The organism is Pseudomonas sp. MCal1 (assembly GCF_026341415.1).
Lineage (GTDB): Bacteria > Pseudomonadota > Gammaproteobacteria > Pseudomonadales > Pseudomonadaceae > Aquipseudomonas.
This window is the reverse complement of record NZ_JAKUMP010000013.1, coordinates 101,010-125,911: the sequence shown is the minus strand read 5'-3', so window position 1 is coordinate 125,911 and position 24,902 is coordinate 101,010. Positions and strand designations below refer to the sequence as shown.

The following is a 24,902-nucleotide window of genomic DNA, read 5'->3' as shown; positions in this document are numbered from 1 at the left end:
ATGTTGTTTACGCCCCTCCAGAATTTCGCGTACGTTGAGCCGCTTTTTTTGCGGCCGTCTACGAGCGCCGCTGTACAGCACGAGGAACAAGGGATGTTCGCGCCGGCCAATGAAACCCACTTTGCCCTGACCATCGAAGGGCTCTCCGCCGATTTTCAGGTATTTACCCTGACCGGCCGGGAAGCCATCAGCCAGCCTTTTGTCTTTGAGGTGGAGCTGGTCAGTGAGCAACCGTCGCTGGACCTCGAAACCCTGCTGCACAAACCGGCCTTTCTGCAGCTGTCGCCCGATGGCAGCGGCATCCACGGCCAGATCTACCGCGCCGCGCAAGGCGATTCCGGCAAGCGCCTGACGCGCTATTCGGTAACCCTGCGCCCGCAACTGTCGTACCTGGCGCACCGCGTCAACCAACGCATCTTCCAGAACCTCACGGTGCCGAAAATCATCGGCATGGTCCTCGAAGAGCACGGCATCCAGAGCAACGCCTACGAATTCAAGACAGGTTCCATCTATCCCGAGCGCATCTACTGCGTGCAATACGATGAATCGGACCTGCATTTCATCCAGCGTCTGTGCGAGGAAGAAGGTATCCACTACCACTTCCAGCACAGCGCCACGGCGCACAAGCTGGTGTTCGGCGATGACCAGACAGTGTTCCCGAAACTCCAGCCTGTGGCCTACCAGCAAGACTCCGGCATGGTCGCCAGCAACCCGGTGATCAAGCGTTTCGACCTGCGTCTGGAAACCCGCACCAGCCGTACCACGCGCCGCGATTACGATTTCGAAAAACCGCGCCTGACCCTGGAAAGCGAAAACCGTGGTGACGCCCTGCCCGACCTCGAAGACTACGACTACCCGGGCCGCTTCATCGACCGCGAGCGCGGCAAGCACCTGGCCAAACGCGCCCTCGAACGCCACCGCAGCGACTTCCAGCTCGCCGAAGGCAAGAGCGATCAGCCGCTGCTGGTCAGCGGCCATTTCCTCGCCCTGACCGAACACCCGAAAGCCAAATGGAATGACCTGTGGCTGCTCACCGAAGTCCTCCACGAAGGCAAGCAGCCGCAAGTGCTGGAAGAGTCGGTGACCAGCGACACCACTGCCCTCAAAGATGATTTCCATCAGGGCTATCGCAACCGCTTTCAGGCGACCCCGTGGGACGTGCCGAACCGTCCACCGCTGCGCCACCCGAAACCGCGCATCCTCGGCAGCCAGAGCGCCGTGGTCACCGGCCCCAAAGGTGAAGAGATCCATTGCGACCAGTACGGCCGGGTCAAAGTGCAATTCCACTGGGACCGCGAAGGCCAGGCGGACGACAAGACCAGTTGCTGGCTGCGCGTCTCTTCCGCCTGGGCCGGCGCCCAGTACGGCGGCATCGCCATCCCGCGCATCGGCATGGAAGTGCTGGTCACGTTTCTTGAAGGCGACCCCGATCAACCGCTGATCAGCGGCTGCCTGTACCACAAGGAAAACACCGTCCCGTATGATCTGCCGGCAAACAAGACCCGCAGCACCTTCAAGACCCTGAGTTCCATGGGCGGCGGCGGTTACAACGAACTGCGCATCGAAGACAAGAAAGGTCAGGAGCAGATCTTCCTCCACGCCCAGCGCGACTGGGACGAAAACATCGAGCACGACCAGAAGATCCGCGTCGGTAACGAACGCCACGACACCGTCGAGCAGAACAGCTACACCGAATTCAAGGCCGAAGAACACCACACCGTCTACGCCGACCGCAAAGTCGAAGCCCGCGCCAACGACCACCTGACCGTGGGCGTGAACCAGCACATCAAGATCGGCACCGGCCAGTTCATCGACGCTGGCCAGGAAATCCACCTCAGCAGCGGCATGAAAGTCGTGCTCGAAGCCGGGGCCGAGCTGACCCTGGTCGGCGGCGGCAGCTTCATCAAGATCGACGCCGGCGGCGTGACCCTGAGCGGCCCGACGATCAACATCAACTCCGGCGGCAGCCCCGGCAGCGGCACCGGCGCCGCCCCGCTGATGCCCGGCATCCTCAAACAGGCCGACGCCGACAAAGCCGGCCAGGTCCTGACACCGGCCCAGATCAACACCCTCAAACGCAACGCGCCGTTCTGCGAAGAATGCGAAAAATGCAAGGCAGGTGCCTGTGCCATCTGATCGACTGACACCCAAGGACTGGCTGGCACAACAGCCGCTGCAAACCGGCGAGCGCCTATACCTGATCATCAGCGCAGCGAGCGATGCCGACGCGCTGAAAACCCTGTACCTGACCGAACCCACCGCCCAGCTCCTGCCAATCTGGGGCGGCACGCCCTACTCCACCTGGCAACCGGTGATGCCTTACGTCACCGAACTCAAACCGAACTCGGCATTCCTGCCGTGGATCGCCGAAACCGACGCCCTCGACTGGGGCTGGCTGGCCATCTCCCGCGCCGAACCGAACGAGGTGTTCGAGCACCTGCGCAGCCTGACACAGGTGAAGATGCCCGACGGGACTGAGGTGTTTTTCCGGTTCTGGGATGGGCGGCATATCTACCCGATTCTGAAGGGGCTTGGGGAGAAGGCCGGGGAAGTACTGCCGGTGTTTGAGCGGTATCTGATTAATGGGCAGACGCTGGAGGTTGGGACGCGGGTGTTGCCGAAGGTGAAGGATTGGCCGTGGTGGGAGGTGCCGAAGGAGTTGCTGGATGGCTTAGCCAAGGAGAACCCGACGACACTGATCAGCAACCTGATGCAGTGGCTTGAAGAAGACCGCCCGGATATTTACAGCGCTTGGCCAGAGAACAACCTGAAGCTGAAAGTCAGCCGTTTCGTGCGCCGCCCGGATGCGCCGAAAAACCTTAAAGAAGCACTGTTAAACCACCTGATTCTGGAGCAAGGCTGATGGATCGCGTTGCCACTATCGAAACCCAATTGGACTCCTTCAAAAACAGCCTCAAGCTGTACCGCGAGGAAACCAAGAGCTGGTACGCACAGCTTGCTGACAAAGCCAGCCGAGCAGCTGACATGCCCTCCCTGCTTGGTATGGAGCGCGTGATCAAGGCCGGTGACTCCAGCAAGTCTGTCAGCATGACTGATGGTGATTTTTCATACGTCGCCAAGTGCCCGCTTGTAGGGCCGCTGCTGATTGAGAGCAAATTCGAATCGGTTTTCGACATTCCCATCGGCGATATCAAGGTCGACATCATTGCCGTGGATGGAGGCGCCAAGTCGACGATTACCTTGGATAAACAGGGTAAAGGCAGTTTTCAGGGACAGCCTGGAAAATCCTACAAGATCCACGTCCACGATCAGGTGACGCCTGCGCAGATCGATACGCTGTTCAAATCCTACGACGGCTTAGCTGCCGATCTAGAAGGATTCCTGCGCAAAGAATGGGCAGGCTTCAAACCGCAGTGGTCGAACCAGAGTGCATCAGCCAAAGCGATGGCAATTGGGGTCGGCATTCTCGAAGGCGGATGGGAAGCTATCAAAGGCGTTTGGGATGGCATCTCGAAGGCCTTGGACATCCTTCAAAACCCTAAAAAGTTCGCAGAGGATTTAGGGGCCGGTGCAGAGGAACTGATCAAGCTGGCCAAAGAGGCGCCAGACGTGATGAAAAAGGCCATGTTGCTAGCTAGCGACGAGGCCGCACTGTTCTTGATGGTGCATTGCGCTTCAATCTGGGTTTCAGCATTACCACCGACACAAGCCGCAGGCCAAACGGCGAAGATGACATCTGCAGCCGTCATCGGAATTCTTATCGACATCGTGATTTCGGTCGTCCTGACCGTCGCAGCAGAAGGTGCCGGGCTATTTTATCTGGCCGCACGTTTAGCGAAGTACGGCCAGATCATCGTCAAGGCTGTCACCGGATTCGTGAAGTCGTTATTCAGCATCATCAAGGGCTTCATGGGTTACGTCGGTAAGTACGTCGCGGTCGCCGCTCGTGGAGTAGCGACGCGAGTAGAAAAAGGAGTCGCGCAACTACGTTTTGATGGCAAACGTAACACGACCGTTGAACACGGCAAGCGCCCTGATGACGCCTCGAAACAATCGAAGAATCCTGACGACAAGAGTGCGGCGCCGGCGCAAGACACCTGCACCAATGGCTGCCCGGTCTCGATGGTCACGGGCGAAGAATTACTGACTCTCACCGATGGCCAACTCGATGGCCTGCTACCGTTTGAGTGGACGCGTCTTTATCGCACCAGCGCGGTCGAGATCGACAGCCGCCTAGGGTTTGGGTGGAGCCACGCTCTTTCTCATCGATTGGATCTGGATGATGAGGGCCTCCTGTGGACGGATAACGAAAACCGAACCACTCGTTTTCCCATGCCGACGCAGCAACGCCCCGCCATTATCAACAGCCTGTCGAAAGCGGCCATCTACCTGGGATCAACACCAGGTGAACTCATCCTGACGCAGGCCGGGCAGAATCCGCGCTTTTATCATTTCCGTGCGGGCCGCTTGATCACCATCAGTGACGCGTACAACAACCAGTTACAGCTGAGTTACGACTTCGCTGACCGAATCCAACGCATCGACAACAACGCCGGACGCTCCCTTTTAGTCCGCCACGAAGACCGTCATATCGTTGCCGTGGATTATCAGCAGCGCCGCGCTGAGTACACGGATCAGGGTCAACGACAGGAGCCATGGTTCACCGTTCAAACGCTGGTGACCTATCGGTACAACGCGCAAGGCCAGCTCATCAGCGCCACCAATGCTGCCGGTGAAACTGAACACTACCGTTACAACGACCATCACGTCATTTTGGAACGACAACTGGCCGGTGGTGCGAGCTTTTTCTGGGAGTGGGAAAACGAAGGCAAATCGTCGCGCAGCATCCGTCACTGGGCCAGCTTTTCGCAGATGGACTCGCAGTACGCTTGGGACGATGCCGGCAAGGTTACCGTTACAAACGCTGATGGTAGCGAGCAAGTTTATGTGCATGACGAAAATGCTCGACTCATCAGCGAGACCACTGCGGACGGCGCTCAAACACAGAAAGCCTATGACGACAAAGGCCGGTTGATTGCAGAAAAGGACCCCCTCGGCGCGATCACTGAGTACCGCTACAACGACGCCGGCCTGCTTGCCGTTGTTATTCCTCCTGAAGATGCGCCGACGTTCTACGAATATCGACATGGCTTTGTGAGTGAGATTCATCGCGGCAAAGCGAGCTGGAAATACCAGCGAAATAGCCAAGGCGATATCACCCGCCAGACAGATCCTGACGGTAACGAAACACACTACAGCTACGATGCCCAAGGTCGTGTGTTGGAGATCGTTCATCCAGACGGCGGACGGCATCAGCTCGCCTGGAATGGACTCGGTCAATTGCTCGAAGAAGCATTGCCCGATGGTGGTCGTCGTAAATACCGCTACGACGCACTGGGTCGTCAAATCACCCGCCAGGACGAACACGGCTCGATCACCCATTACCAATGGGATTCGGCTGGCCGCTTGACGCAGACCACACAGCCTAGCGGTGCGACCCGCACTTATACCTATAACGCCTACGGCAAGGTCACAGCCGAGCGCGATGAACTGGGCCGTATTACCCGCTATGAATACGCCGACAACCTGCAACTTGTCAGCCGCCGCATCAACCCGGACGGCAGTGAGCTGCGCTATCGCTACAACAACTCACGCCTGCTGCTGACTGAGATCGAAAATGAGCGAGGCGAACATTATCAGCTCGACTATTACTCAAACGGGCTGATACAGCAGGAGACGGGATTTGATGGTCGCCGTACTGCCTACGAATATGACCTGAATGGCAACCTGCTGAAAAGAACTGAGTACGGCGACGACGGTAGCGAGCTGGTCACTGAATACCAACGTGACTCCGCTGGCCGCTTGCTTGTGAAGAAATTGGCCGATGGTGAGGAAGTTCACTACAGCTATGACGCACTCGGTCGCTTGGTCAATGTTGATGACGGTCATTGGCCACTGGCTTATGAATACGACTCCCAAGATCGGCTGATTACCGAGCACCAGGGTTGGGGCACCCTGCGCTACGAGTACGACAACGTAGGCCAACTCAAGCATTGCCGTCTACCGGACGGTAGCAAGCTCGACTATCGCCGTTTGTCCGGCGGCAATCTCAGCAGAATTGACCTCAACGGTTCTCGCCTGACATCTCACCAGTTCAAAGCTGGTCGTGAACAGCAACGTCAGCAAGGCTTGCTTTTAAGTCAGTATCAATACGACGATCAGGGTCGACTGCAGGCGCACAAAGTTAGCCAGCGTGATAGCGTTCTGCTGCAGCGCCGATATAACTACGACGCGGCAGGCAACCTTGCAGGTATCAACGATAGCCTTAAAGGTGTCCGCAACTTTCACTACGATCCACTGGATCGCCTGATCAGCGTTCGGGGTGCAATACCGGAGAGCTTCGCACACGACCCGGCAGGCAATCTGCTGGGCCAGAACAGCGAAGGCACCGCGAACTTTGCGAACATCCAAGGCAACCGGCTGCTCATGCAGGGCGACCGTCACTACGACTACGACGCCTACGGAAATCTGATTCGCGAGCGCCGAGGTACCGGGCAGAAGCTCGTCACTGAATACCGCTATGACTGCCAGCATCGCTTGATCGGCGTCAGCCTACCCGGCGGCAGTATCGCGTCCTACAAGTACGACGCCTTTGGTCGACGTATCGAGAAAACAGTCGATGGCCACACCACCGAATTCCTCTGGCAAGGCGAAAGGCTGATTGTAGAGAGTGGTGAAAATCGATATCGCACCTATGTTTATGAGCCGGACAGTTTCCGCCCCTTGGCGATGCTCGACGGTGAAGGCCCGCTCAAGGCAGCGCCTTTCTATTACCATCTCGATCACCTGGGCACACCGCAGGAAATCACCGATTACAGCGGCGCGGTTATGTGGTCAGCCCAGTATCGGGCCTACGGCAACCTGGCTAAGCTGGATGTCGCAGAGATCGACAATCCGCTACGGTTTCAAGGCCAGTATTTCGACGCAGAGAGTGGACTTCATTACAACCGCCACCGGTACTACAACCCGAGCACAGGACGGTTTCTGACTCCGGACCCGGTTAAGCTTGCAGGTGGACTCAACAACTACCAGTACGCACCGAACCCTACCGGCTGGGTAGATCCGCTCGGCCTAATGTTCAGGGCGATTACTAAAGCGATTTCTGGTGTTGCGAAAAAAGCACCACTGAAGCCCGCTGCGAACTGCCCCAAGCCTGGAGGATCATCTTCTCCGAACACTACCCCTACTCTTGCAGACTCCAGCGTAAAGACTGGAGACGTCACTCCACCGACGGTCGTCGAGTCGAAGCCCGATTTTTACGTTGGCCCATCCGGACCGGACTCGACATTACCTTCGACGGCATATCGATACATGGGTTACAAGAACGCTGACGGAACAGTAAACACTCACGCGCAGAACACGATCAACACCGGCGACGCACGACTATCCTATTTTGGGTTCGACAAATTTGAGACTGGAGACGCTGCAACAGAAGCATTGCAGATGCGAGCGCCGAAGCATGTCACTCCCGCTGATCCCGACCCTGCGTGGAGTGATGGTCGCCTGCGATTGAAGTTCGACACACTGCAACTCTATAAGGATGGCGAGCCAACCGTTACAGTGCCGTATGAGCTCGGTGGTAAAGGTCCGAATCTGGAACCGTTCACGAAAGCGTACCCTGACTACGGAACAGGCGGTGCTCGGCAACTCATTCCAAAACCGGGTACCACCACCATCATCAAAGCTGATGAAGTCACGATTTTGCCGGAGAAGTAACAGTGCTGACCGATCTAGAAGCGCGCGTAGCGCTCAAAGAACTAATTGAAAAATACCTCAAGGGACGGGATCCGGATTTCGACCGCCTGGTCGAAATCGTTCAGGACCCTTCGCGTCAAGTTCCGATCAGAGGTGTGCTCGAGGACATTCGACGATACAACAAGGTCCAGTACACGAAGCAGGAGCTTGAGCTGATCGACGACCTTTTGTACATGTATGGGTGAGACAAATCACTCGGTACGGGCGGATGGTTGGAATATGGGCGCCTTTGATGAGCGTTCTTAAAGCTCGGCAGAAGCAACGCAAGTCGTTTGGCTCATTCTGCACATCATTTTTGATATCTGGTATTACTCGATAGCATCAACGGACGACGCGCAGCTGTCGAGTAGTAGCGGACGCTCACGAGCGTCCGCTACTGTCCCAAACGGACCTACTTGGTTCTCAGAAACCCTACAAAGAAACGCGCTTCCCCATGTACGTCAGACCTTCTGGCGAGCCAACAACTTTGAGTGCATTTTTGTAGCCATAGAACTGGCCTGGCTGCTTTCCATCAGGAATCGCGTCAAGACCATTTACTACAGCCGTGTTGCCACCGAACGACAAGAATCGGGGGGCATACGGAGATGTTCCGTCTGATACGTAAAGTGTAGAAGTTGGATTTTCGCGAGGTTGGCACCAAGAGTAATAGGAGTGCACAACGCCAGCTAGTACCTCACTAGCTGGGTCGCTTCTCGAGAAGACGACGACGTACGGACGCCAACTGCTCTCATGCTCACAAGACACACCAAGTGAAAAGTTGCGCTCCGCTAGCTCGCCAATCAGATCGAGTACGGCTTTGGCTGCTTCCTCATCCAGCTTGTCTGGGAAGGAACCAACTCTGGCATTGTCGTCGATCCATGAAGGCCACCCGTAACCATGGACCATTTGACATGCCGCCTCTTTTACCGAGTAGAAAGGAATGGCATCAAAGTTCCTTGATTGGGATACCTGTCTTCTAGACTTGGCATTTTCAAAGGCGCTCGTTTCTAGAGATATTGCCCAGTCAGTTCGTTGCAGCTTTGATTGAATCTCTAGGTCAAAAGTATTGAGAATTGCCGAAACCCAGCATCTGGGCCCTGTGCACAGCGATACCGGGAGATTTTTTTCTCGCAAATCCAGTGAACGGAAACCTTCAAAAATCTCGTCAAGCCCTAGCGCCCTTATCCCGTCGTAAACCAAAGTTTCTTGGATTGATTCTGCCTGGGTTTCTAATAGGATCAGGCCGGGTAACTTTCTTGTACTCATCTCCTCAAACAGCAGTGTAAGAGCAGGGACAATAGAGTGTCGTTGATTGCCAGTGAACACCACAGGACCGTTCTCTGAGAACTCAAGATTAAGCTGGTACAGGGCAGTCAATGCTGCTTGATGGTTATCGCTCCGCCCAAGAATCGTCCAGAACGGGGTGTTCTTATCCAGTCCCAACCGACGAGATATATTTTCAACATCGGCTAGAGAGCGGAAGCCGCGAGACACGGCCACGGCGTGCTGACATACCTTTAGTGGATACTCGGTACCAAAAACAAGCTGGGAGTTTTTTTGGAGACGTTTGGCATCACGCTTCAACGCCGAGACGTTACGAACAACGGACGCAGTAAGACTGCGAATTAGAGAAAACGCCATTTTTTAGCCTTTGATGCCTACTTGGGCACCCTACGGTCAGAAAAATCGGCCCGCATAGAAATGGGAATTTCATTAAGGGCCATCAGTACAACAGTGCGTCCTTCTCAGGTTTCAATGCGCCGCACCAGCGCAGTAGAGACGGTAGCTCAGAACTTTCTCAATTTGCAAGATGAAGCCATGCTTGAGAGCCCCCCGGATTTCGACAGCTTTTAGTAACCGCGCTTGATTAAGAGCAGGGTCTCACTCGTTCTCGCTGCGAGCCGAGTAATGCTTGCCAGCAGGTGCTTTCAACACTCACCCAATGTGAAGCCAAAATCGTCACTAGACACTTGAGCCGCTTCGTTAAGCCGCTGGCGCAGTGCAGCAGTAAGTTGGCGCTCCACCTCCCATGGGTCTGACAACGCAGCCAACTGCGGCGCCAATTGCGGCGACAGGCTCATCAACGAATGATTGAGCGATCGCGCCGTTTCAAAAGCGGCTTTCTGCACAAAGCTGATCTCCACCAGCTCACCCTGCGCTTTGCGATACTCCATCTCGGCCATCCGCGCCAGGTAATGCTCGCGATGCGCTCTTGCTTTCTGAAAGTCTGGAGTCTGCCCTTGCGCAGGATCAGCGGGCGGCGGCGCAGCCATGTTAGTCGGCTCGGATTGAGCTGCAACGTGACTGTACACATCACGCTGAAGCCGTTCCTGTTGGTGGCGAGCAGCGACGGCAGCCTTGCTCGGGTCGGCGGTCTCGCGGATCAACGCTTCAGTGGCAAGTACGTCCACCTGCTTGCCGTTGGGCGACAGAACCAGTCGACCGTTTTCCTTCAGCCAGGTGATATAACTCGGCGACCGTCCGATGTGCGCAGCAAAGGCGCTCTTTGACAGGTACGTAGCTGTGCTCATAAGCCCTCCTTTTCAGCGGCTTTTCAATGAATCCTTTCAAGATTTCAGTGGATTGAAATTTCAGTAAGCTGACGGGCCTCCCACTAACACGATCCCGCGGGTTTCCGACCCCGTGTCCTTTGGAAATCCCCAGGGTCCCCGGCGGGTCTGCCCGGCCCGGCTGGTCAAACCGGCATCCGAGTGCCATGCCCTGCCCCCATCCCTTTGGAAAGACGGACATCCCTGCGAAGGTTTCAGCTAGAGAGAATCCGCGAGTTCGCTAACCCGTGTAGGGGGCGGCCCTCAGGGAGGACCCGTAAAAATCGGCGCTCCACCCGGCCTGCCAGGCTCATGCCTTCGGCTCGACCTCGCTCAGGTCCAGCCGTTTGGCCACCCAGCGTTCGTACAAGCCGATGGCGACATCCGCGCCGGCCATCGCGGTCAGGCACCCCAGGGCGCCCGCCGTCCAGATCGACAGGCCCGCACCGAACGACAACATCATCGCTGACACGCCGCAGACGATGCAGGCGCCGGACCGAAGTGCGAGGCGCCGCAGTAACGCCCAGCCTCTTGCCCCATCCTTGTCAGCGCGCCACATCTCGCCGGAGACACCGCCAACCAGGGACAGGGCAATCACCAACCAGATTGGCATCTCTGCCAGTGCCTGTTGCTCGTTCGTCATTGCCCTGCCCCTTAAACAAAAAGACCCGGCGCAATGGCCGGGTCAGGTGGTGGGTGGCCTGCCGCGCCTTGCGGTCGCACCCATCGAAGATGGCCCCTTTTTACAGGTCGATTCTGGTGGCAGCAAGACCGTTTTAATGCCATCCGGTGAATGTGTGGCTTACGCCCGGTGAACGGCTGGCGAATGTCGGTGAATATCTCAACCCGGCTGGCTTTTGCTTTCTGGCGTCCCACGCGTCCCACCTCTCCAAAACAAGGTGGGACGTCTGAAAGCCCCACAGATTGGGGCTTTGCCCCACCGTCCTACTTTTAACTCTCCTTTCTCGTGTATAGAGAGAATATTTAAAAACACGCGTGCGCGTGAACACGCGCATTGATGCCCGCTACGCATACACGGGCGGGAGGCATGAAAAAGGTGGGACGGTGGGACAGCCCAACAACGACGCGGCCTGCGCCCGTCCCACCACCGCAAAAAGCGGTGGGACGGAGGCAGGCCAGTGGGACGGCGCGAGCCAGAGTAATGCCCACGATCAAGCCGCTTCCCCCAGGAGGAAGTGCTCGACCACAATGTGGGCGTCATGCAGGCGCTGGTAGTAGAGGTTGCGTGTGCAGCCACTCTCGGCCAGACGCGCAGTCAAAGGCGCATCAGGCTGGAAGTAATGCACCTGGACCACCGTCATCAACTCGGGATCGAGGCGTTTCTTGACGATCCGCTCGATGTCCAGTGAGGCTTCCAGAGGCACCCTGCTCCCACGCCTGCCGCGCACGAGCTGGCCACCGCTCTCCATCATCATGGCGACCATGTTGCCGCCCGAGTAACCGGCGGCCACCTCGTCGCTGTGCAGCTCCTGCGCCCATTGTTTGAGGGCCATATCGATCGCTTTAATCATCGAAGCACGGCTCCTCGAACTCAGGTTGTTCCAGCGCAGGCGCCCTGCCCCAACCCTCCGGTTTCTTGTACGCCCAAGGCCGCTGGCCGCTCTTGCTCAAGGCGCCGAGACGGAAACGTCGCCAGCCCAGTCGATGCAAGATCGCACCCACGCGCATCTGCTCCGGTTTGCCCCAATGACCGGGATCGAGCTTGAGCGCCTGACTCATCACTTCACTGCCGGTGGTGGTCTCGCCGATCTGCGACTCTTCGAGCCAGGTCAGGATCGGCGTTTCCCATTCGTCCACGACGAAGCGTTCGTCCTGCTCTTCGCTGAACATTGGCGCTTCCTCTCGCGTGACCCACCAGAGGTCGCCGGCCTCAAAGCAAAACATCGCTTCGGCCCACAACTGGTCGCGAATCTCGCGCAGCAACGGCACGTCGACCTTGGTGCAGGCCACCGGCCAATAACGACGGTTGCCGGTGGCGTCCTTGAGGTACTCGTCCTGGTTGGTGGTACCAACGAACACACACTGGCGTGGCACGTCCAACGTTCTGCGGCCATAGCTTTCGCGGTAGGTGTCGGTCGACGCTGAGAAGAACTGCTTGGCCTTCGTGCTCTCGGCCTTGTTGAAGCTGTCCAGCTCGCCGAGCTCGACGATCCACTTGCCGCGGATCGCCTGAAAGCCGTCCTTGTCACCGAGAGCAAACGGCGTATCCATGAACCACTCACCGCCGAGCACGCTCATGGCGGTCGACTTACCGGCGCCTTGTACGCCTTCGAGGATCATCACCGAGTCGGCCTTGCAGCCGGGCTTCATCACCCGCGCCACGGCCGAGATCATCCAGCGTTTGCCGACCTTGGACGTGTAATCGGTTGCCTTCACCCCCATGACATCCGTCAACCAACGTTCCAAGCGCGGCACACGATCCCACTCGAGCTTTTTCAGGTACTCACGCACCGGGTGAAAGGCGTGGTCGTGCGCCACCACGCTCACCGCTTCAATCACGTGCGACGACTTCACACGCAGGTTGTACTGCTGTGCGAGCCACTTCATCACGCGCACGTCGTCGATGTCGGCCCACTCGCCGGTGCCACCGCCATAAGGCGCAGCACGCAGCTTGACGATCTTCGAGCTGAAGGCGCAGTAGCTGATTACCCCGGCCCAGCGTTCGTCGTGAGCGAGGATCAATTCGACGTTCTGCATGTGCGCGATCAGCGCGCCACTTTCACTTCGAGCGAGCTGATCTTTCCAGCCACCGGCCGCCGGTGGGCGGACCACGGCGAGCACTTGTCGGCGAACCGCGTCGAGGCCTTCGGCGACGTGCAGGTCGTTGAAGTCGGTCCACTTGTCGTGACGCTCGACCGCGAAGATCGGTGCGACCACCTGGGCACCGACGATCAACGCGGCGTTGCTGGCCTTCTCCTCACCCGGGTTCCAGGCATCGCCATTAGGCTTGGTGGTCTTCCAGTCATCGTCGCGGCAGATGATCAGCGGGCAGCCGGCGAAGCGCTCGCGCATGACCTTGCACACGGCCAGCAGGTTGCCTGCATCGAAGGCCACGGCGACGGCGAGCGACGTCGCCATGTGCAGGCTGGCGCCGGTGGCGTAACCCTCACAGACCAGCACCGGTTCACCTGGTACCGGGTGCGGGCCGAGCAGGTGAAAGGTGCCCTCCTTCGCCATCCCGTAAGGCCAGTAGGACTTGTCGCGGCCGGTGTCTTCCTGCTTGTTCGGGAAGATCACCTGCAGGCCCATGATCTGATCACGGGCGTTCTTCATTGGGACCAGCACGGCACCGGTGCGCGGCGCGTAACGCACGTTGATGCCAACGATCTGCTTACGGTCCACGTAATCGCTGCGCCCTGTGGTCGGCATGCGCTCGAACAACCCCTGCGCCCTTTTCGCGGCCCGCCGCGCAGCGTTGTTCGCGATTTCCGCGGCGCGGCGCTTGGCTTCCTCCTGGCGAGCGCGCATCACTTCGCGCTCTTCCGGCGACATGCGCCCGGCCTTGACCTTGATCTTCTGCGTCTCGCCCGAACGCCAATCACCGAAGGCACCGAAGATCAGCGTGTCGCCCTTCTCCGTGCGCTGCTCGTGGACCACGTACCAGCCGTTCTTTTCCTTGCCCTTGTCCTGCGATGTCTTGCAGCGGGTCAGCTTGCCGAACACCAGCGGTTGCGCCGGCTCCAGACCGTAATCGGCGAATTGCCCCAATACCTCATCGAGCATGCTGAATCCCCCGCTCAGAGAGGGATTGGCAGCTGATGCACTGCGAGCAACCCGGTTGAGCCAGGCGGCGTGCTTCCGGGATCGGATCGTCGCAGGCTTCACAGAACAGCAAGGAATGGGCAGCACTTTCTGCTTTGGCAGCGCTGCGCGCCGCCATGGCCTGATCGATACGTTCCTGCACCAGATCGTTGGCGAAATCGGCGATATCAGCCACGGTCAGCACCTCGCGTCGTCTGGTTGACGTAGGTGGCGCGGTTGAACAACCCGAGCAGCCCTTGAATACCCCGGAACACCTGCAGACGAATAGCGGCCAGTTCCTGATCAGTCACCACTCCGTCGCCGATGCTCTTGGCCCAGGTCTCGGCCAGATCAGCGACTTGGCGGAAGTATTCGGCGATGCCGGTGGTCAAGGTCTCGGGCATATCGTTGGTGTAGGTGTCGGCCAACTCCTGCCAGATCGTGTCGCCGACCAGCGCATGCACCGCATCGAGAATGCGGCGGTCCTTGGTCAGTTCGAGGATCTCGCCAAACTCCTGAATGTTGATGGAGTGGCTCGGATGAGTCGGCGACAGCTTGTGCTGCAGCGTGGTCGGGTTGCGACCGGTCGTAGCAGCAATGGCAGCAGCGCCGCCCGGGTAATCGCGAGCGGCGTGGTACAGCGCTAAATCGAGCGGCAGGATTTCCCGCTGCGCCCGTTCCTGAGAACTCAGAGCGATACGGCTCATGGCATTAATCCTAAAAGTTGCCAGTGCCGCGCGACAGAAGTTGGTGATACATTTGCCGCGTGGTCTGGAGAGGCCCAAAGCCGGCTAGGTTCGTAAGACCAACACCGGCACCGTGCCGGGGCGAACAATCCGTTGTTCACCCCTGGCGCAACAGCTGCCAGCTCTGTGGTAAGAACGGCAGCAACACCAAGGCTTCCGAGCCTTGGAAACGCGATGAAAGTCGGCGGCATGTGGTGTGCTCGCCTTCCGACATCGCGACCCGATAGCATTGTGGTGATGCTGTCGGGAGAAAACAGGCGACCTTTGGGTCGCCTTTTTTCTAGTTTTTTTGGCTGTTGATGAAGTTGATCGGAGCGGGAAAGACTTCTGGTAGATCCGGCCTTAGCTCATGTGCGGATAACGCTCCTCGACAAGCTTTTACAATCAACGGCACCTGCTTAACGGGGACACCTCGGCGCATCCAGTTGAACAGTCGCTGAGGACTAACTCCGATAATTCGAGCGAAAGCCGTAGGAGAGCCAGCAGTGCAACCTATCGCTCTCTCAAGAGCGGAAACGGGTACAGGCCCCACTTGGGGTGAATTGAACGAGCTCATAGATTTACCTCGACACACCAAACACGAAACAAACAATACGTTTGTTATCGGAATACTGCAAGCGGGGTAACATACTGTTTATGAAAACACGGCTGATATCCAACAACGCTGAGCGCTTTGTGAAAGCGCTGGAGCTGACCAACACAGGTGGTACAGAGCTGGCTCGCGTACTCGGGTTAGAAAACGACCAAAATATTACGAACTGGAAAAAACGAGGGGTACCGGCCAATAAAATAAGCGCAGTAGCACTTGCGCTCGGGCTGAGGAGAGAGTGGCTCGAATACGGTGATCTGCCGATGTTTACGGATGATGCCGAGATCGTTTACGGGGTCACGGATGATGGAGAGCCCTATGAAATGACCTCCATTGTTCCATGGAACTCTGATCACTCAATTGAAAAAGATGATCTGGTGTTCTTGCTGACAGACCAGAGCGGAGCGCCTATAGAATCGAGCCAGGTTGACATACACAGCGCTCACAAACGTCATGTCACGCTTGACGTAGCAACTCTTAGAGAATGCGGGGTCAACGCGAATAATGCTGTGTTCATGCTGAACGTTGGGAATAGTAATCAACCCCTTCTTCCTCATGGCGCAGTGCTCGGCATTGACAAAGCTTTTACACGAATTGTCGATAGTGAATTGTATGCACTGACGCACAACGGCACCTTGAGGGTGAGGTTCTTACAGCGGTTATCCAGCGGAGCAATCAGGCAAAAATGCTTCAATCGTGAAGAGTATCCCGACAAAGAATACTCAATGGATCAGGTTCTCGAACAACGGATTGTCATCCTCGGACGCGTGTTTTGGTGGTCAGTAAGCAGACCTTTAGGCTCAGCCTAATCTCAAGAAACCAAACAAACCGTGTTGACCAAACAGCAAACATATTGTTTACTCGCCTCACTCTTTACCACAGAGCGAGGCAATACCTATGCGCACCACCGCTACCTTACATGTCCATCCGACATGCGTAAGCAATCGCAACCTGATCGAACAACTACAGCTCACAACAGGCTGTCTGGTCGTCATTCATAACAGCAAACCCAAGCTAGTCGCCAAGTCCTGCCAGCCCTCTCCTATCGATCCGAACGGTGGAGGGCAAGCGGCATGATCAAGTACAAGGTCGACAACCGCACACTGCAGTTGCTCAACGCCCAGGTCAACCTGACCCAGACCTTCAACCACGTCCTGCGAACAGCACCGAAGCGTGATTGCCTAGCGTTTCGCCTCAAGGCTGAGCGCGGCACAGTGGAAAGCACTTTTGTCGTCGAACTGGGCAGCGAACGCCACACGCTGACCCTGCACAACGACAAGAAGATGCACCTCAAACTCGCCGACTTCATCGAAGAGATTGCCAACGGTCCGTTCGACGCGAGCAACTCCAGCGACCTGGTACATCGCCCGCATGCCGATCGTCAATACGGCCGTTTTGATGTCCAGGACAAGCAGCGCGTGTTCGAACTGGTGCACACCGGCGGTGTGCTGAGCCTCGACATGGGTTTCGAGCTTCCCCTGCATGTGGCGCTGCATCGCACCCATTCACGCCGGGGCGTCACCGCCATCTTGAGCATCGGCAACAAGAGCCCGCATACGCGTTGCTTCACCCTGTACGACCCCGATGCCGAGATCTACGCAAAGCTCATTGAGTCCATCAACCACCTTGCTGCAGCCGCCACTCCTGCTGCGCATGCTGCTTGAGGAGCCGTTTATGGAACGCACCCTCGCCCAAGCAGCCACTCAACTCGGCCTCACTCGCCCCAAACTGATCGCTCTCATGCGGGAAAAAGGTCTGCTCAAGGGAAACCTGCCGGCGAACCCGAAGCGAGACAAAGCGTACCTGCGGGTCAAGGACAGCCACTGGTATGACGAAAAATGCGGAATGCAGTACAGCCAGTCGACTCGCGTCATGCAAGCCGGCATCCGCTGGCTGGCCAAGCAGTTGGACATCGATCTACCCGCCATCCCGGCAGATCGCCGTGACGTGGCCTAGGGAGTACGCCCGCCAGATCGTTGCCATGCGCACACGCGAGGAGCGCAATGCCGCGCTCCTCGAAGTGCCCGAACATCTGCGCGAGCTGACCAGACGCCACTGCCTGAACGCCTGGAACCACCCGGCACGACAACAACGCAAGGAGGCTCGACAAGGCCATGAGTAACGCTGCACAGAATCCGCTTCGCCTGCATCCGGCGCCTGAATCGGCCACCGTCGAACTGCTGTATCGCATCTTCGGTGACGTCCTGATCCCGCTGGAAAAAGTACGCGAGCAGTACTTTCGCAACCTCAACGAACAGTCGTTCGTGACAGAAATCAACAGCGGCCGGATCCAGCTCCCGATCACCACGCTGGACACCAGCCGCAAGGCCCTCAAATACGCCCACATCCGGCACGTCGCCTCGCTGATCGACATCCGCGCCTACAAGGCTGATGAAGACATGCAGCGACAGCACGACGGACAACGCCCTGTTGCCCCCACACCACTGACGACTGTCACCACCAGCCAACGACAATCCCAGGAGCACACCACATGATGACCCCAATACAAATCGGTGCACTCATCACCCTGATAGTTCTGGCCGCCCTGCTGCTCTGGGGCGGTTACATCATGGGCCGCAGCGATGGCCTGGAAACAGGCCTGCGCGAGGGTGAAGACATCCAACGCGCCGCAAGCGCCAAAACCATCCGCGAGCTTCAGGCCTCCCTGCAGTTTATCCGGGCCGATCACACGCGCCTGGCACACACCTGCAAACGATTTGAAGCAGGTCCACTCTTCGGCCCGGCCGAGCACCAGACGCTGGTCGATATCGGCGAGCTGCTGCGGATTGCAGCCGAGACCTTCAGCGCCTTTCGTACCGGCATGAAGCTCGAGCGTGATGCTTGGTCCCTGCGCGAACAGGTGCTTGCGATGGCTGCGCAGCTGCAACCAGGAATTCAGGACAACAAGGTCGGACAACCGCTCTCCGGCGCCGCGCAAGTCATTGTGGAGGCCGCGTGAATGAGTTGGCTCTTTTCGCAGGCGCTGGCGGCGGAATACTCGGCGGCCATCTCCTCGGGTGGCGCACCGTCTGCGCCGTTGAGCGTGATGCCTACGCCGCACAGATTCTGGCGCAACGACAAACCGATGGACTGCTCCCGCCTTTCCCGATTTGGTCTGACGTGTGCAGTTTTGACGGACGACCATGGCGAGGCCTTGTTGACGTGGTTTCGGGAGGATTTCCTTGTCAGGACATCTCGGTCGCAGGCAACGGCCTCGGTATCGCCGGAGAACGCTCAGGATTGTGGCGGCAGATGGCACGAATTACCGATGAGGTACGACCGCGCTACGTCGACCTGGAGAACTCACCATTGCTTGTGGGAAGAGGACTTGCCGTGGTGCTCGGTGACCTTGCCGAAATGGGGTATGACACGCGATGGGGTGTTATCGGAGCGGCTGACCTCTGCGCCCCTCATCAGCGTGACCGGATCTGGCTCATCGCAGAAGACACGCGTCAGACGGTGGCCAACACCGGTGGCGAGCATGGCAAAGGGATCCTCCCCTGCCGCACTGACTCGCCGATCAGGGGCAGACCGTTCGAACGATCGCCTGGATCACGCCGTGATGGCATTAGATGGTGGTCATCTGAACCCGGAATGGGCCGAGTGGCTGATGGGGTGGCCCATCGGGTGGACCGACTTAAGGCCATTGGCAACGGACAGGTTCCAGTCGTGGCAGCAGCAGCATTCGAACACTTGTCAGGATTTGAAAATGGGTGAAGGCGCATGAAAACCTTATTTCTGCTAATGGCTCAATACAACGGGCAAACAATCATTTCAATTAATAAAGTTTGTAAAGACTATTTCACACACCTAACAACCGATATGTTTCAGCGCAAAGTAATGGCTGGTCAAATTCGAATACCTATCACGAGACTCGAATCCAGCCAGAAAAGTGCTAAAGGAATTCACATAACAGATTTAGCAGCGTATTTAGACTTGCAGCGGGAGGCCGCGGTAAAGGAATGCAACCAGCTCAACGGAATTCGCCGAGCCAGCTAATTCACTGCTTACCCCAGGCGCCCAGCTTCACGGGCGCTTGAATGATCCTCTCTAACCATGGCCATTCGGCATAGTGGTCACCCTTCCCGCGAAGATGGGTATACCTACGCAACGAGTTCCAGTCACGGTGCCCGGACACGCTGGCCACCCGCGGGATATCCCAATCCATCTCAAACAACCGACTAACTCCGTCGTGTCTCAGATCGTGGAAGTGAAGATCTTCAATCTCCAGAAACTTGCACGCCTTCGCCCAGGCCGTAGAGATCGACGAAGAGTTGTAGGGGAAAATTTCCGCACGCTCTTTTGGCATGCTTTGCAGAATTCTCCAGGCTTCGTCGGGTAGGTGGCACCAAACATCATTGCCAATTTTCTGCCCAGGGTTTTTCATATCTCTCACCAGCACCCGCTGATTCGACTCATCGACGTCGTCCCACACAATTCGGCTTATCTCATCCTGCCGACGCGTGGAAAAAATCGCGAAGCCAATCACCTTCAGCATGTTGATCGAACTAGGTCGACGCTGCTGCATACTGACGAAGTGCCCCAAAAGTTTATCTAGCTCGTCTTTGGCTGGACGGCGATCGCGCTCCCGGCTCTTCATGTTGTAGCCGAGCTTCCTTAACACCTTCCGAGCGTCCGGCATCGCGTGAGGGTCCACCTCATACCCCCAAGCGGGACGCGCAATCGAAAGGACAGCCCCAAGGTGCGCCAAATCGTTACCAGCCGTTTGCGGCTGGACGCCGCCGCCCTCTTTACTCATTCGCCAGAGTGCAAAATCCACCAAGCGCTGACTGTTGATAGCCGAATCAACGGTCTGGCCAAACTCCGTCGCCGCGATAGAATTTAGAGTGGCTTCCTTGGTTTTACCCAACGGCCGGACTTTCTCCATTTCATCCAGGTACTGCTTGATCATGTCCTGTACGGTGACGCCCTTGCGGTTCGCCCGCTCGATCGCACCAGGCTGATCTAGCTCTGCCTCACGTCGCCGCACCCACGCTTGTGCCGCCTGTTTCCGGGCGAAGGTCTGGCTCTCTTGGTAGACTTGCGCTCCATCGCGAAACAGGCGTATCTGTGCCGTGTAACTGACTGAGCCATCGGTGCGTTTTCGTGCTCTGATCGTTGCCATAGTCGACTGGTACAATTCCGAAAGTGATTGGTACATTGTACCAGCGACATCGAAAAAACGCCTGAAAACGCCTAAAAACACGCTATAAATACGTTGAGCCAAATGGTACCAAATACCCACTCAAGCCCAGTAAACTCAAGCCCTGCGCTGTCTCGGCGGTTCTCCGTTGCGCCCATGATGGATTGGACTGACCGCCACTGCCGGTACTTCCTACGCATCCTGTCGAAAAACGCCCTGCTCTACACCGAGATGGTCACTACCGGCGCTCTGCTGAACGGCGATCACGAGCGTTTCCTGCGTCACAACGAGGCCGAACATCCTCTGGCGTTGCAGTTGGGCGGTAGTGTTCCGCTGGACCTGGCCGCTTGCGCACGCATGGCGCAGGAGCACGGTTACGACGAGGTGAATCTGAACGTTGGCTGCCCGAGTGATCGGGTGCAGAACAATATGATCGGTGCGTGCCTGATGGGGCATCCGCAGTTGGTGGCGGATTGTGTGAAAGCGATGCGGGATGCGGTGTCGATTCCGGTGACGGTGAAGCATCGGATCGGGATCAATGGGCGGGACAGTTATGAGCAGCTGTGCGATTTCGTCGGCACGGTGCGGGATGCCGGGTGCACCAGTTTTACGGTGCATGCGCGGATTGCGATTCTGGAGGGGTTGTCGCCGAAGGAGAACCGGGACATTCCGCCGTTGCGTTATGACGTGGCGGCGCGGTTGAAGGCTGATTTTCCGGAGCTGGAGATCATTCTGAACGGCGGGATCAAGACGATGGAGGCCTGCCATGAGCATTTGCAGACCTTTGACGGGGTGATGCTGGGGCGCGAGGCGTATCACAATCCTTATCTGCTGGCCGAGGTGGATCAGCAGTTGTTCGGCAGTTCGGCGCCGGTGATTTCTCGGGCCGAGGCGCTGGCGCAGTTGCGGCCTTATATAGCCGAGCATTTGCTGGCCGGCGGCGCGATGCATCACATCACCCGGCATGTGCTGGGCCTGGGCACCGGGTTCCCGGGGGCACGCAAGTTTCGTCAGTTGTTGTCGGTGGATATCCACAAGGCCAAGGACCCGCTGGCGTTGCTGGATCAGGCGGCGGAGTTGCTGGCCGGGCGTTGAGGCCCGGCCTGCGCGGCTGAGGGTCAGGCGGCTGCCGCCGCCGTCCAGTTGACCCAGCCGAATTGCCAGGTCGCGAGGATCAGCAAGCCGAAGGCGATCCGATACCAGGCGAAGGTGGCGTAGCTGTGGTTGGCAATGAACTTCAGCAGGCCGCGCACGGCGATCATTGCGAAGATGAACGCTACGACGAACCCCAGGGCGAAGACCGGCAGGTCGCTGCTCTGGAACAGTTCGCGGTACTTGTAGCCGGAATACACCGCAGCGCCGACCATGGTCGGCATCGCCAGGAAGAATGAGAACTCCGTGGCGGCCTTGCGTGACAGGCCGAACAGCAGACCGCCGATAATGGTGGAACCGGAGCGCGACGTGCCCGGAATCATCGCCAGACATTGCACGCAACCGATCTTCAGCGCATCAGCCCATTTCATGTCGTCTACATGGTCGACACTCACTGCATGATCGCGCTGCTCGGCCCACAACATCACGATACCGCCCACGACCAGGGCAACGGCAACGGTGATCGGGTTGAACAGGTATTCATGAATCGTGTCGGCGAATAACACGCCGAGAATGACCGCCGGGAAAAAGGCGATCAGCAGATTGCGAGTAAAACGTTGCGCATTATTCTGGGTCGGCAGGCCTTTGACGATTTCGAAGATCTTCGGGCGAAATTCCCAGACCACGGCCAGAATGGCGCCCAGTTGAATAATGATGTTGAACGCCATGGCGCGTTCGCCGCCGAACTCCAGCAAATCGGCAACAATAATCTGGTGGCCCGTACTGGAAATGGGCAGGAACTCGGTCAGGCCTTCTACCGCCCCGAGTATCAGCACCTTGAACAAGGTCAGTAAATCCATTAATCCTCCGTCGGCACGCTCTTTTACGGCGCGCCGTTAAATGCATTCAGGCATTGAGTATCTGAAGTAAAACAATTGGCAGATGCATACCCATTGCCCGACTCGGGGACGGAGAATATGTCTTATCAAAAGCCACACTCAAGGCATGTTAATAAACGTCCGTATGTGAACTTGTCGACGTTATAGCCAAAAGACGGGCCGCCACATAAAATGTGACCCAGCTCACACTGCTCTGATACGTATGCAGTTGAGTGGTGGCCAAGGGACATAAAAACAGGTCGCGATAATTACAAAATAGTGGCACCATTCCATATTGCCACCATCTAAAGCCCCCAATTTCGTTAGTTAACAGCCCCGAAAAAATCAACTAAAAGCTTGAATCGCTTAATTATTGTTAGAAAACTCGGGAGCCACGTCTAAAATCCGCGCAAATGTTACCAATTGTCAGTCACAGACGAGAACCGGTGCTTTAACATCCCGATGTCAGCACCTTATTCGAGTCAATGCATGATGCTCACAGGTAACTTAGCGACTAGAAGCCCGCGCCGCACAAGCGACGAACCAGGTGTTCTCACTCTGGGTCGTACCCGTGGCGTGGCTGAACACTTTAGCGCGCTAATCGCCAAGCACGTGCAGTCTGATCTGGCCATTGAGGCCGACTCTTACGCTAGTTCATATCAGCAAAATGAATATCACGGCTTGTATCGGGCCATATTCATTGTCATCGACAGCCCTCAGGCGCTTGAAGACAACCTGGCATTGGTGGAAAGCCTGCGCAGCGATAACTTGAAGCCGATCATTTGTGCGGTGATCACCGGGCGCGGCGCGTTCAACAAGATCAAGTATTTCCTGGCCGGCGCCGACTTCTGTATCAAACTCAATACCTTGTCCGATGAAAGCGGTGACCTGCTGGGCGAATTCTTCAACAGTGAAGAATGGCAACGCGATACCAGCCTGGTGCTGGACCCTACCCGCATTTGCCTCTCGGACACCAGCAAGAAACTCGATATTTCCTTTGCCGAAATGAAGATCCTGCAAGCCTTTGCGCAGACCGGCAATCACATTCTCAGCCATGATGAAATCGCCAGCATCATGGGGCTCAACACCCATTTCTACGATCCTCGGGCGCTGGAAAAATCCATCAGCCGCTTGCGTGGGAAAATCAAGGACGTGTACGGTACGAACGCCATACAGAGCATTCGCGGGTATGGCTATCGTCTGATGCGGGGGTTGATCTCGACCGCCTGATTCAGGGAATCACTCTTTTTGCAGCTTACGAGGGAACGTCTGATGCAACGCACTAAAAATCCGATGTCTCACTGTTTTAACTGCGTCACATATCTAATAAAAAGCTGTCAATTGCATGAGCGCTGCAACACTTAAACATAACAATAAACCATTACTCTAAAAGCAGACCGAGTGGAACTTATCGAGGGCCATTATTGGGCCCAGACCCTGTCTATCGATTATTTCCGAGGAAAACATTGCTCGCCTGCCCATTATTTTTTTCGCCAAATTTGGTGTGTACTTTAGGAGAGAGACATGGAAACCAGCACAACCCTCCCAAGAAAATACTTTGTTGTCGTGACTAATAGCCCGGCGTCGCAACGTGAACTTGAGAACATCCTCTCCAGCGAGCGTTTCAATTCGTTTGGCACGTCTCAGGCACAAATGTTTATTGAAGGTGTTGCTTCGCCCTCTTCCACTCCGATGCTGATGGAGTTCACTTACCCACGCGGCACAAGGAAGCATGTCGCACGCAGCATCGAACATGATACCCAGCGCATATTGGCCACCCTCGAATCGGAATGGCTGGCCGCACAATCGGCGCATTCATTTCACAATTCCACGGCCATGTCCGAAAACCCCACCGATACTTCCCGCACGATCGAATCCGACACGCCGTGCACCGAAGCCTGGCATCTGGACAATGATCAGGGTGCATTGACGAAAGAAGGCGTCGAAATCAGTCTCACCGGGCTCGAAACCGCACTGGTGCGCAAAATGCTTCACCATGAAGAGCGTGTTGTCAGTCGCGACGATCTGATCCTCAGCATCGGCCGCGAGCCGGAACAATACCGGGGACTGGAAATGTGCCTGAGCCGTCTTCAAGACAAGTTCAAGAACGCCAGCAACGGTGAACGTTTGTTTCGCGCCGTGCGCAATCGCGGTTACTGCCTGATCCAGGAAGTTGTTGCCTAAACAACATTCCTCACGCCAAGACAAACAGATACAAGTGCGATTACAAAAATAAAAAAGCACTCTGTTTGGTTTCACCCCTCCCTGGTTATACCCGCCGCCTGACCCCACCTACGATAGCAAACACAAGATTGATTATTCACCCCCTGCCTTTCGACCTTTTCTAACGTTTGAATATTGAAAATTCAAATAAGTTGGCACTGTGCC

The 24,902-nt window shown here is 56.8% G+C and carries 25 protein-coding genes; 15 read left to right on the top strand and 10 right to left on the bottom strand.

The annotated features are described in order from the left end of the window. Positions 1-93: 93 nt before the first annotated feature. Genes tssI through MKZ87_RS21645 form a run of 4 tightly spaced genes read left to right on the top strand, consistent with a single transcriptional unit; the run spans position 94 to position 7,961 of the window. Positions 94-2,136, top strand: a complete 2,043-nt coding sequence (gene tssI, locus MKZ87_RS21660) for a type VI secretion system tip protein TssI/VgrG (protein ID WP_266201960.1) — start codon at positions 94-96, stop codon at positions 2,134-2,136. Then, positions 2,126-2,863: a DUF4123 domain-containing protein gene (locus tag MKZ87_RS21655; protein WP_266201959.1), complete on the top strand. Its 738-nt coding sequence runs from the start codon at positions 2,126-2,128 to the stop codon at positions 2,861-2,863. The genes tssI and MKZ87_RS21655 overlap by 11 nt, the downstream gene beginning before the upstream one ends. Continuing rightward, positions 2,863-7,737, top strand: coding sequence for an RHS repeat-associated core domain-containing protein (locus MKZ87_RS21650; protein WP_266201958.1), 4,875 nt, complete (start codon positions 2,863-2,865; stop codon positions 7,735-7,737). The genes MKZ87_RS21655 and MKZ87_RS21650 overlap by 1 nt, the downstream gene beginning before the upstream one ends. Positions 7,738-7,739: 2 nt before the next feature. Then, positions 7,740-7,961 (top strand): hypothetical protein, encoded by a 222-nt coding sequence (locus tag MKZ87_RS21645; RefSeq protein WP_266201957.1) that lies wholly within the window; start codon positions 7,740-7,742, stop codon positions 7,959-7,961. 226 nt (positions 7,962-8,187) lie between these two features. On the opposite strand, the gene MKZ87_RS21640 is transcribed toward MKZ87_RS21645, so the two are convergent. From MKZ87_RS21640 to MKZ87_RS29125, 8 genes are all read right to left on the bottom strand, one after another. Continuing rightward, complete coding sequence (locus MKZ87_RS21640) at positions 8,188-9,396, bottom strand: hypothetical protein (protein WP_266201956.1); 1,209 nt, start codon at positions 9,394-9,396, stop codon at positions 8,188-8,190. Positions 9,397-9,683: 287 nt separating this feature from the next. Continuing rightward, the gene (locus MKZ87_RS21635; RefSeq protein WP_266201955.1) at positions 9,684-10,286 is read right to left on the bottom strand and encodes a terminase small subunit; all 603 of its coding nucleotides are present in this window, start codon (positions 10,284-10,286) and stop codon (positions 9,684-9,686) included. Positions 10,287-10,614: 328 nt separating this feature from the next. Beyond that, a complete protein-coding gene (locus tag MKZ87_RS21630) occupies positions 10,615-10,947 on the bottom strand; it encodes a phage holin family protein (protein WP_266201954.1) in 333 nt (110 codons plus the stop codon). 529 nt (positions 10,948-11,476) lie between these two features. Then, positions 11,477-11,836 carry a hypothetical protein gene (locus MKZ87_RS21625; RefSeq protein ID WP_047301475.1) on the bottom strand — a complete coding sequence of 120 codons (360 nt, stop codon included), beginning with the start codon at positions 11,834-11,836 and terminating at the stop codon, positions 11,477-11,479. Beyond that, positions 11,829-14,048: a VapE domain-containing protein gene (locus MKZ87_RS21620; protein ID WP_266201953.1), complete on the bottom strand. Its 2,220-nt coding sequence runs from the start codon at positions 14,046-14,048 to the stop codon at positions 11,829-11,831. Before MKZ87_RS21620 ends, MKZ87_RS21625 begins: the two co-directional genes overlap by 8 nt. Next, complete coding sequence (locus MKZ87_RS21615) at positions 14,038-14,262, bottom strand: TraR/DksA family transcriptional regulator (RefSeq protein WP_008080171.1); 225 nt, start codon at positions 14,260-14,262, stop codon at positions 14,038-14,040. Before MKZ87_RS21615 ends, MKZ87_RS21620 begins: the two co-directional genes overlap by 11 nt. Next, entirely contained in the window at positions 14,255-14,773 is a 519-nt protein-coding gene (locus MKZ87_RS21610) for a phage regulatory CII family protein (RefSeq protein ID WP_266201952.1), read from the bottom strand. Before MKZ87_RS21610 ends, MKZ87_RS21615 begins: the two co-directional genes overlap by 8 nt. Before the next feature lie 319 nt (positions 14,774-15,092). Continuing rightward, the gene (locus tag MKZ87_RS29125; protein ID WP_373870917.1) at positions 15,093-15,368 is read right to left on the bottom strand and encodes a YdaS family helix-turn-helix protein; all 276 of its coding nucleotides are present in this window, start codon (positions 15,366-15,368) and stop codon (positions 15,093-15,095) included. 80 nt (positions 15,369-15,448) lie between these two features. Here MKZ87_RS29125 and MKZ87_RS21605 point away from each other — a divergent pair, with 80 nt between their 5' ends. From MKZ87_RS21605 to MKZ87_RS21570, 8 genes are all read left to right on the top strand, one after another. Beyond that, positions 15,449-16,210: a LexA family transcriptional regulator gene (locus MKZ87_RS21605; RefSeq protein WP_093099965.1), complete on the top strand. Its 762-nt coding sequence runs from the start codon at positions 15,449-15,451 to the stop codon at positions 16,208-16,210. 264 nt (positions 16,211-16,474) lie between these two features. Then, complete coding sequence (locus tag MKZ87_RS21600) at positions 16,475-17,065, top strand: hypothetical protein (protein WP_266201951.1); 591 nt, start codon at positions 16,475-16,477, stop codon at positions 17,063-17,065. A gap of 10 nt (positions 17,066-17,075) precedes the next feature. Then, entirely contained in the window at positions 17,076-17,357 is a 282-nt protein-coding gene (locus MKZ87_RS21595) for a phage antirepressor KilAC domain-containing protein (protein ID WP_266201950.1), read from the top strand. 25 nt (positions 17,358-17,382) lie between these two features. Continuing rightward, the gene (locus MKZ87_RS21590) at positions 17,383-17,523 is read left to right on the top strand and encodes a hypothetical protein (RefSeq protein ID WP_164486587.1); all 141 of its coding nucleotides are present in this window, start codon (positions 17,383-17,385) and stop codon (positions 17,521-17,523) included. Beyond that, on the top strand, positions 17,516-17,896 hold the full coding sequence (locus MKZ87_RS21585) for a pyocin activator PrtN family protein (protein WP_266201949.1): 381 nt from the start codon (positions 17,516-17,518) through the stop codon (positions 17,894-17,896). The genes MKZ87_RS21590 and MKZ87_RS21585 overlap by 8 nt, the downstream gene beginning before the upstream one ends. After that, positions 17,893-18,360 carry a hypothetical protein gene (locus MKZ87_RS21580; protein ID WP_266201948.1) on the top strand — a complete coding sequence of 156 codons (468 nt, stop codon included), beginning with the start codon at positions 17,893-17,895 and terminating at the stop codon, positions 18,358-18,360. The genes MKZ87_RS21585 and MKZ87_RS21580 overlap by 4 nt, the downstream gene beginning before the upstream one ends. After that, entirely contained in the window at positions 18,357-19,118 is a 762-nt protein-coding gene (locus MKZ87_RS21575) for a DNA cytosine methyltransferase (protein ID WP_266201947.1), read from the top strand. The genes MKZ87_RS21580 and MKZ87_RS21575 overlap by 4 nt, the downstream gene beginning before the upstream one ends. Before the next feature lie 6 nt (positions 19,119-19,124). Beyond that, positions 19,125-19,400, top strand: coding sequence for a pyocin activator PrtN family protein (locus tag MKZ87_RS21570; RefSeq protein ID WP_266201946.1), 276 nt, complete (start codon positions 19,125-19,127; stop codon positions 19,398-19,400). Between the two features lies 1 nt (position 19,401). Here the strand turns inward: MKZ87_RS21570 and MKZ87_RS21565 are convergent, their stop codons facing one another. Then, positions 19,402-20,526 carry a site-specific integrase gene (locus MKZ87_RS21565; RefSeq protein ID WP_266201945.1) on the bottom strand — a complete coding sequence of 375 codons (1,125 nt, stop codon included), beginning with the start codon at positions 20,524-20,526 and terminating at the stop codon, positions 19,402-19,404. 102 nt (positions 20,527-20,628) lie between these two features. Here MKZ87_RS21565 and dusA point away from each other — a divergent pair, with 102 nt between their 5' ends. Continuing rightward, positions 20,629-21,639, top strand: coding sequence for a tRNA dihydrouridine(20/20a) synthase DusA (gene dusA / locus MKZ87_RS21560; protein ID WP_266201944.1), 1,011 nt, complete (start codon positions 20,629-20,631; stop codon positions 21,637-21,639). A 23-nt stretch (positions 21,640-21,662) separates the two neighbouring features. On the opposite strand, the gene MKZ87_RS21555 is transcribed toward dusA, so the two are convergent. Further along, positions 21,663-22,496 (bottom strand): undecaprenyl-diphosphate phosphatase, encoded by an 834-nt coding sequence (locus MKZ87_RS21555; protein ID WP_085700470.1) that lies wholly within the window; start codon positions 22,494-22,496, stop codon positions 21,663-21,665. Between the two features lie 507 nt (positions 22,497-23,003). On the opposite strand from MKZ87_RS21555, the gene MKZ87_RS21550 reads away from it, so the two are divergent. Then, positions 23,004-23,744, top strand: a complete 741-nt coding sequence (locus MKZ87_RS21550) for a winged helix-turn-helix domain-containing protein (protein WP_266201943.1) — start codon at positions 23,004-23,006, stop codon at positions 23,742-23,744. 294 nt (positions 23,745-24,038) lie between these two features. Then, positions 24,039-24,698 (top strand): winged helix-turn-helix domain-containing protein, encoded by a 660-nt coding sequence (locus tag MKZ87_RS21545; protein ID WP_266201942.1) that lies wholly within the window; start codon positions 24,039-24,041, stop codon positions 24,696-24,698. Positions 24,699-24,902 lie beyond the last annotated feature (204 nt).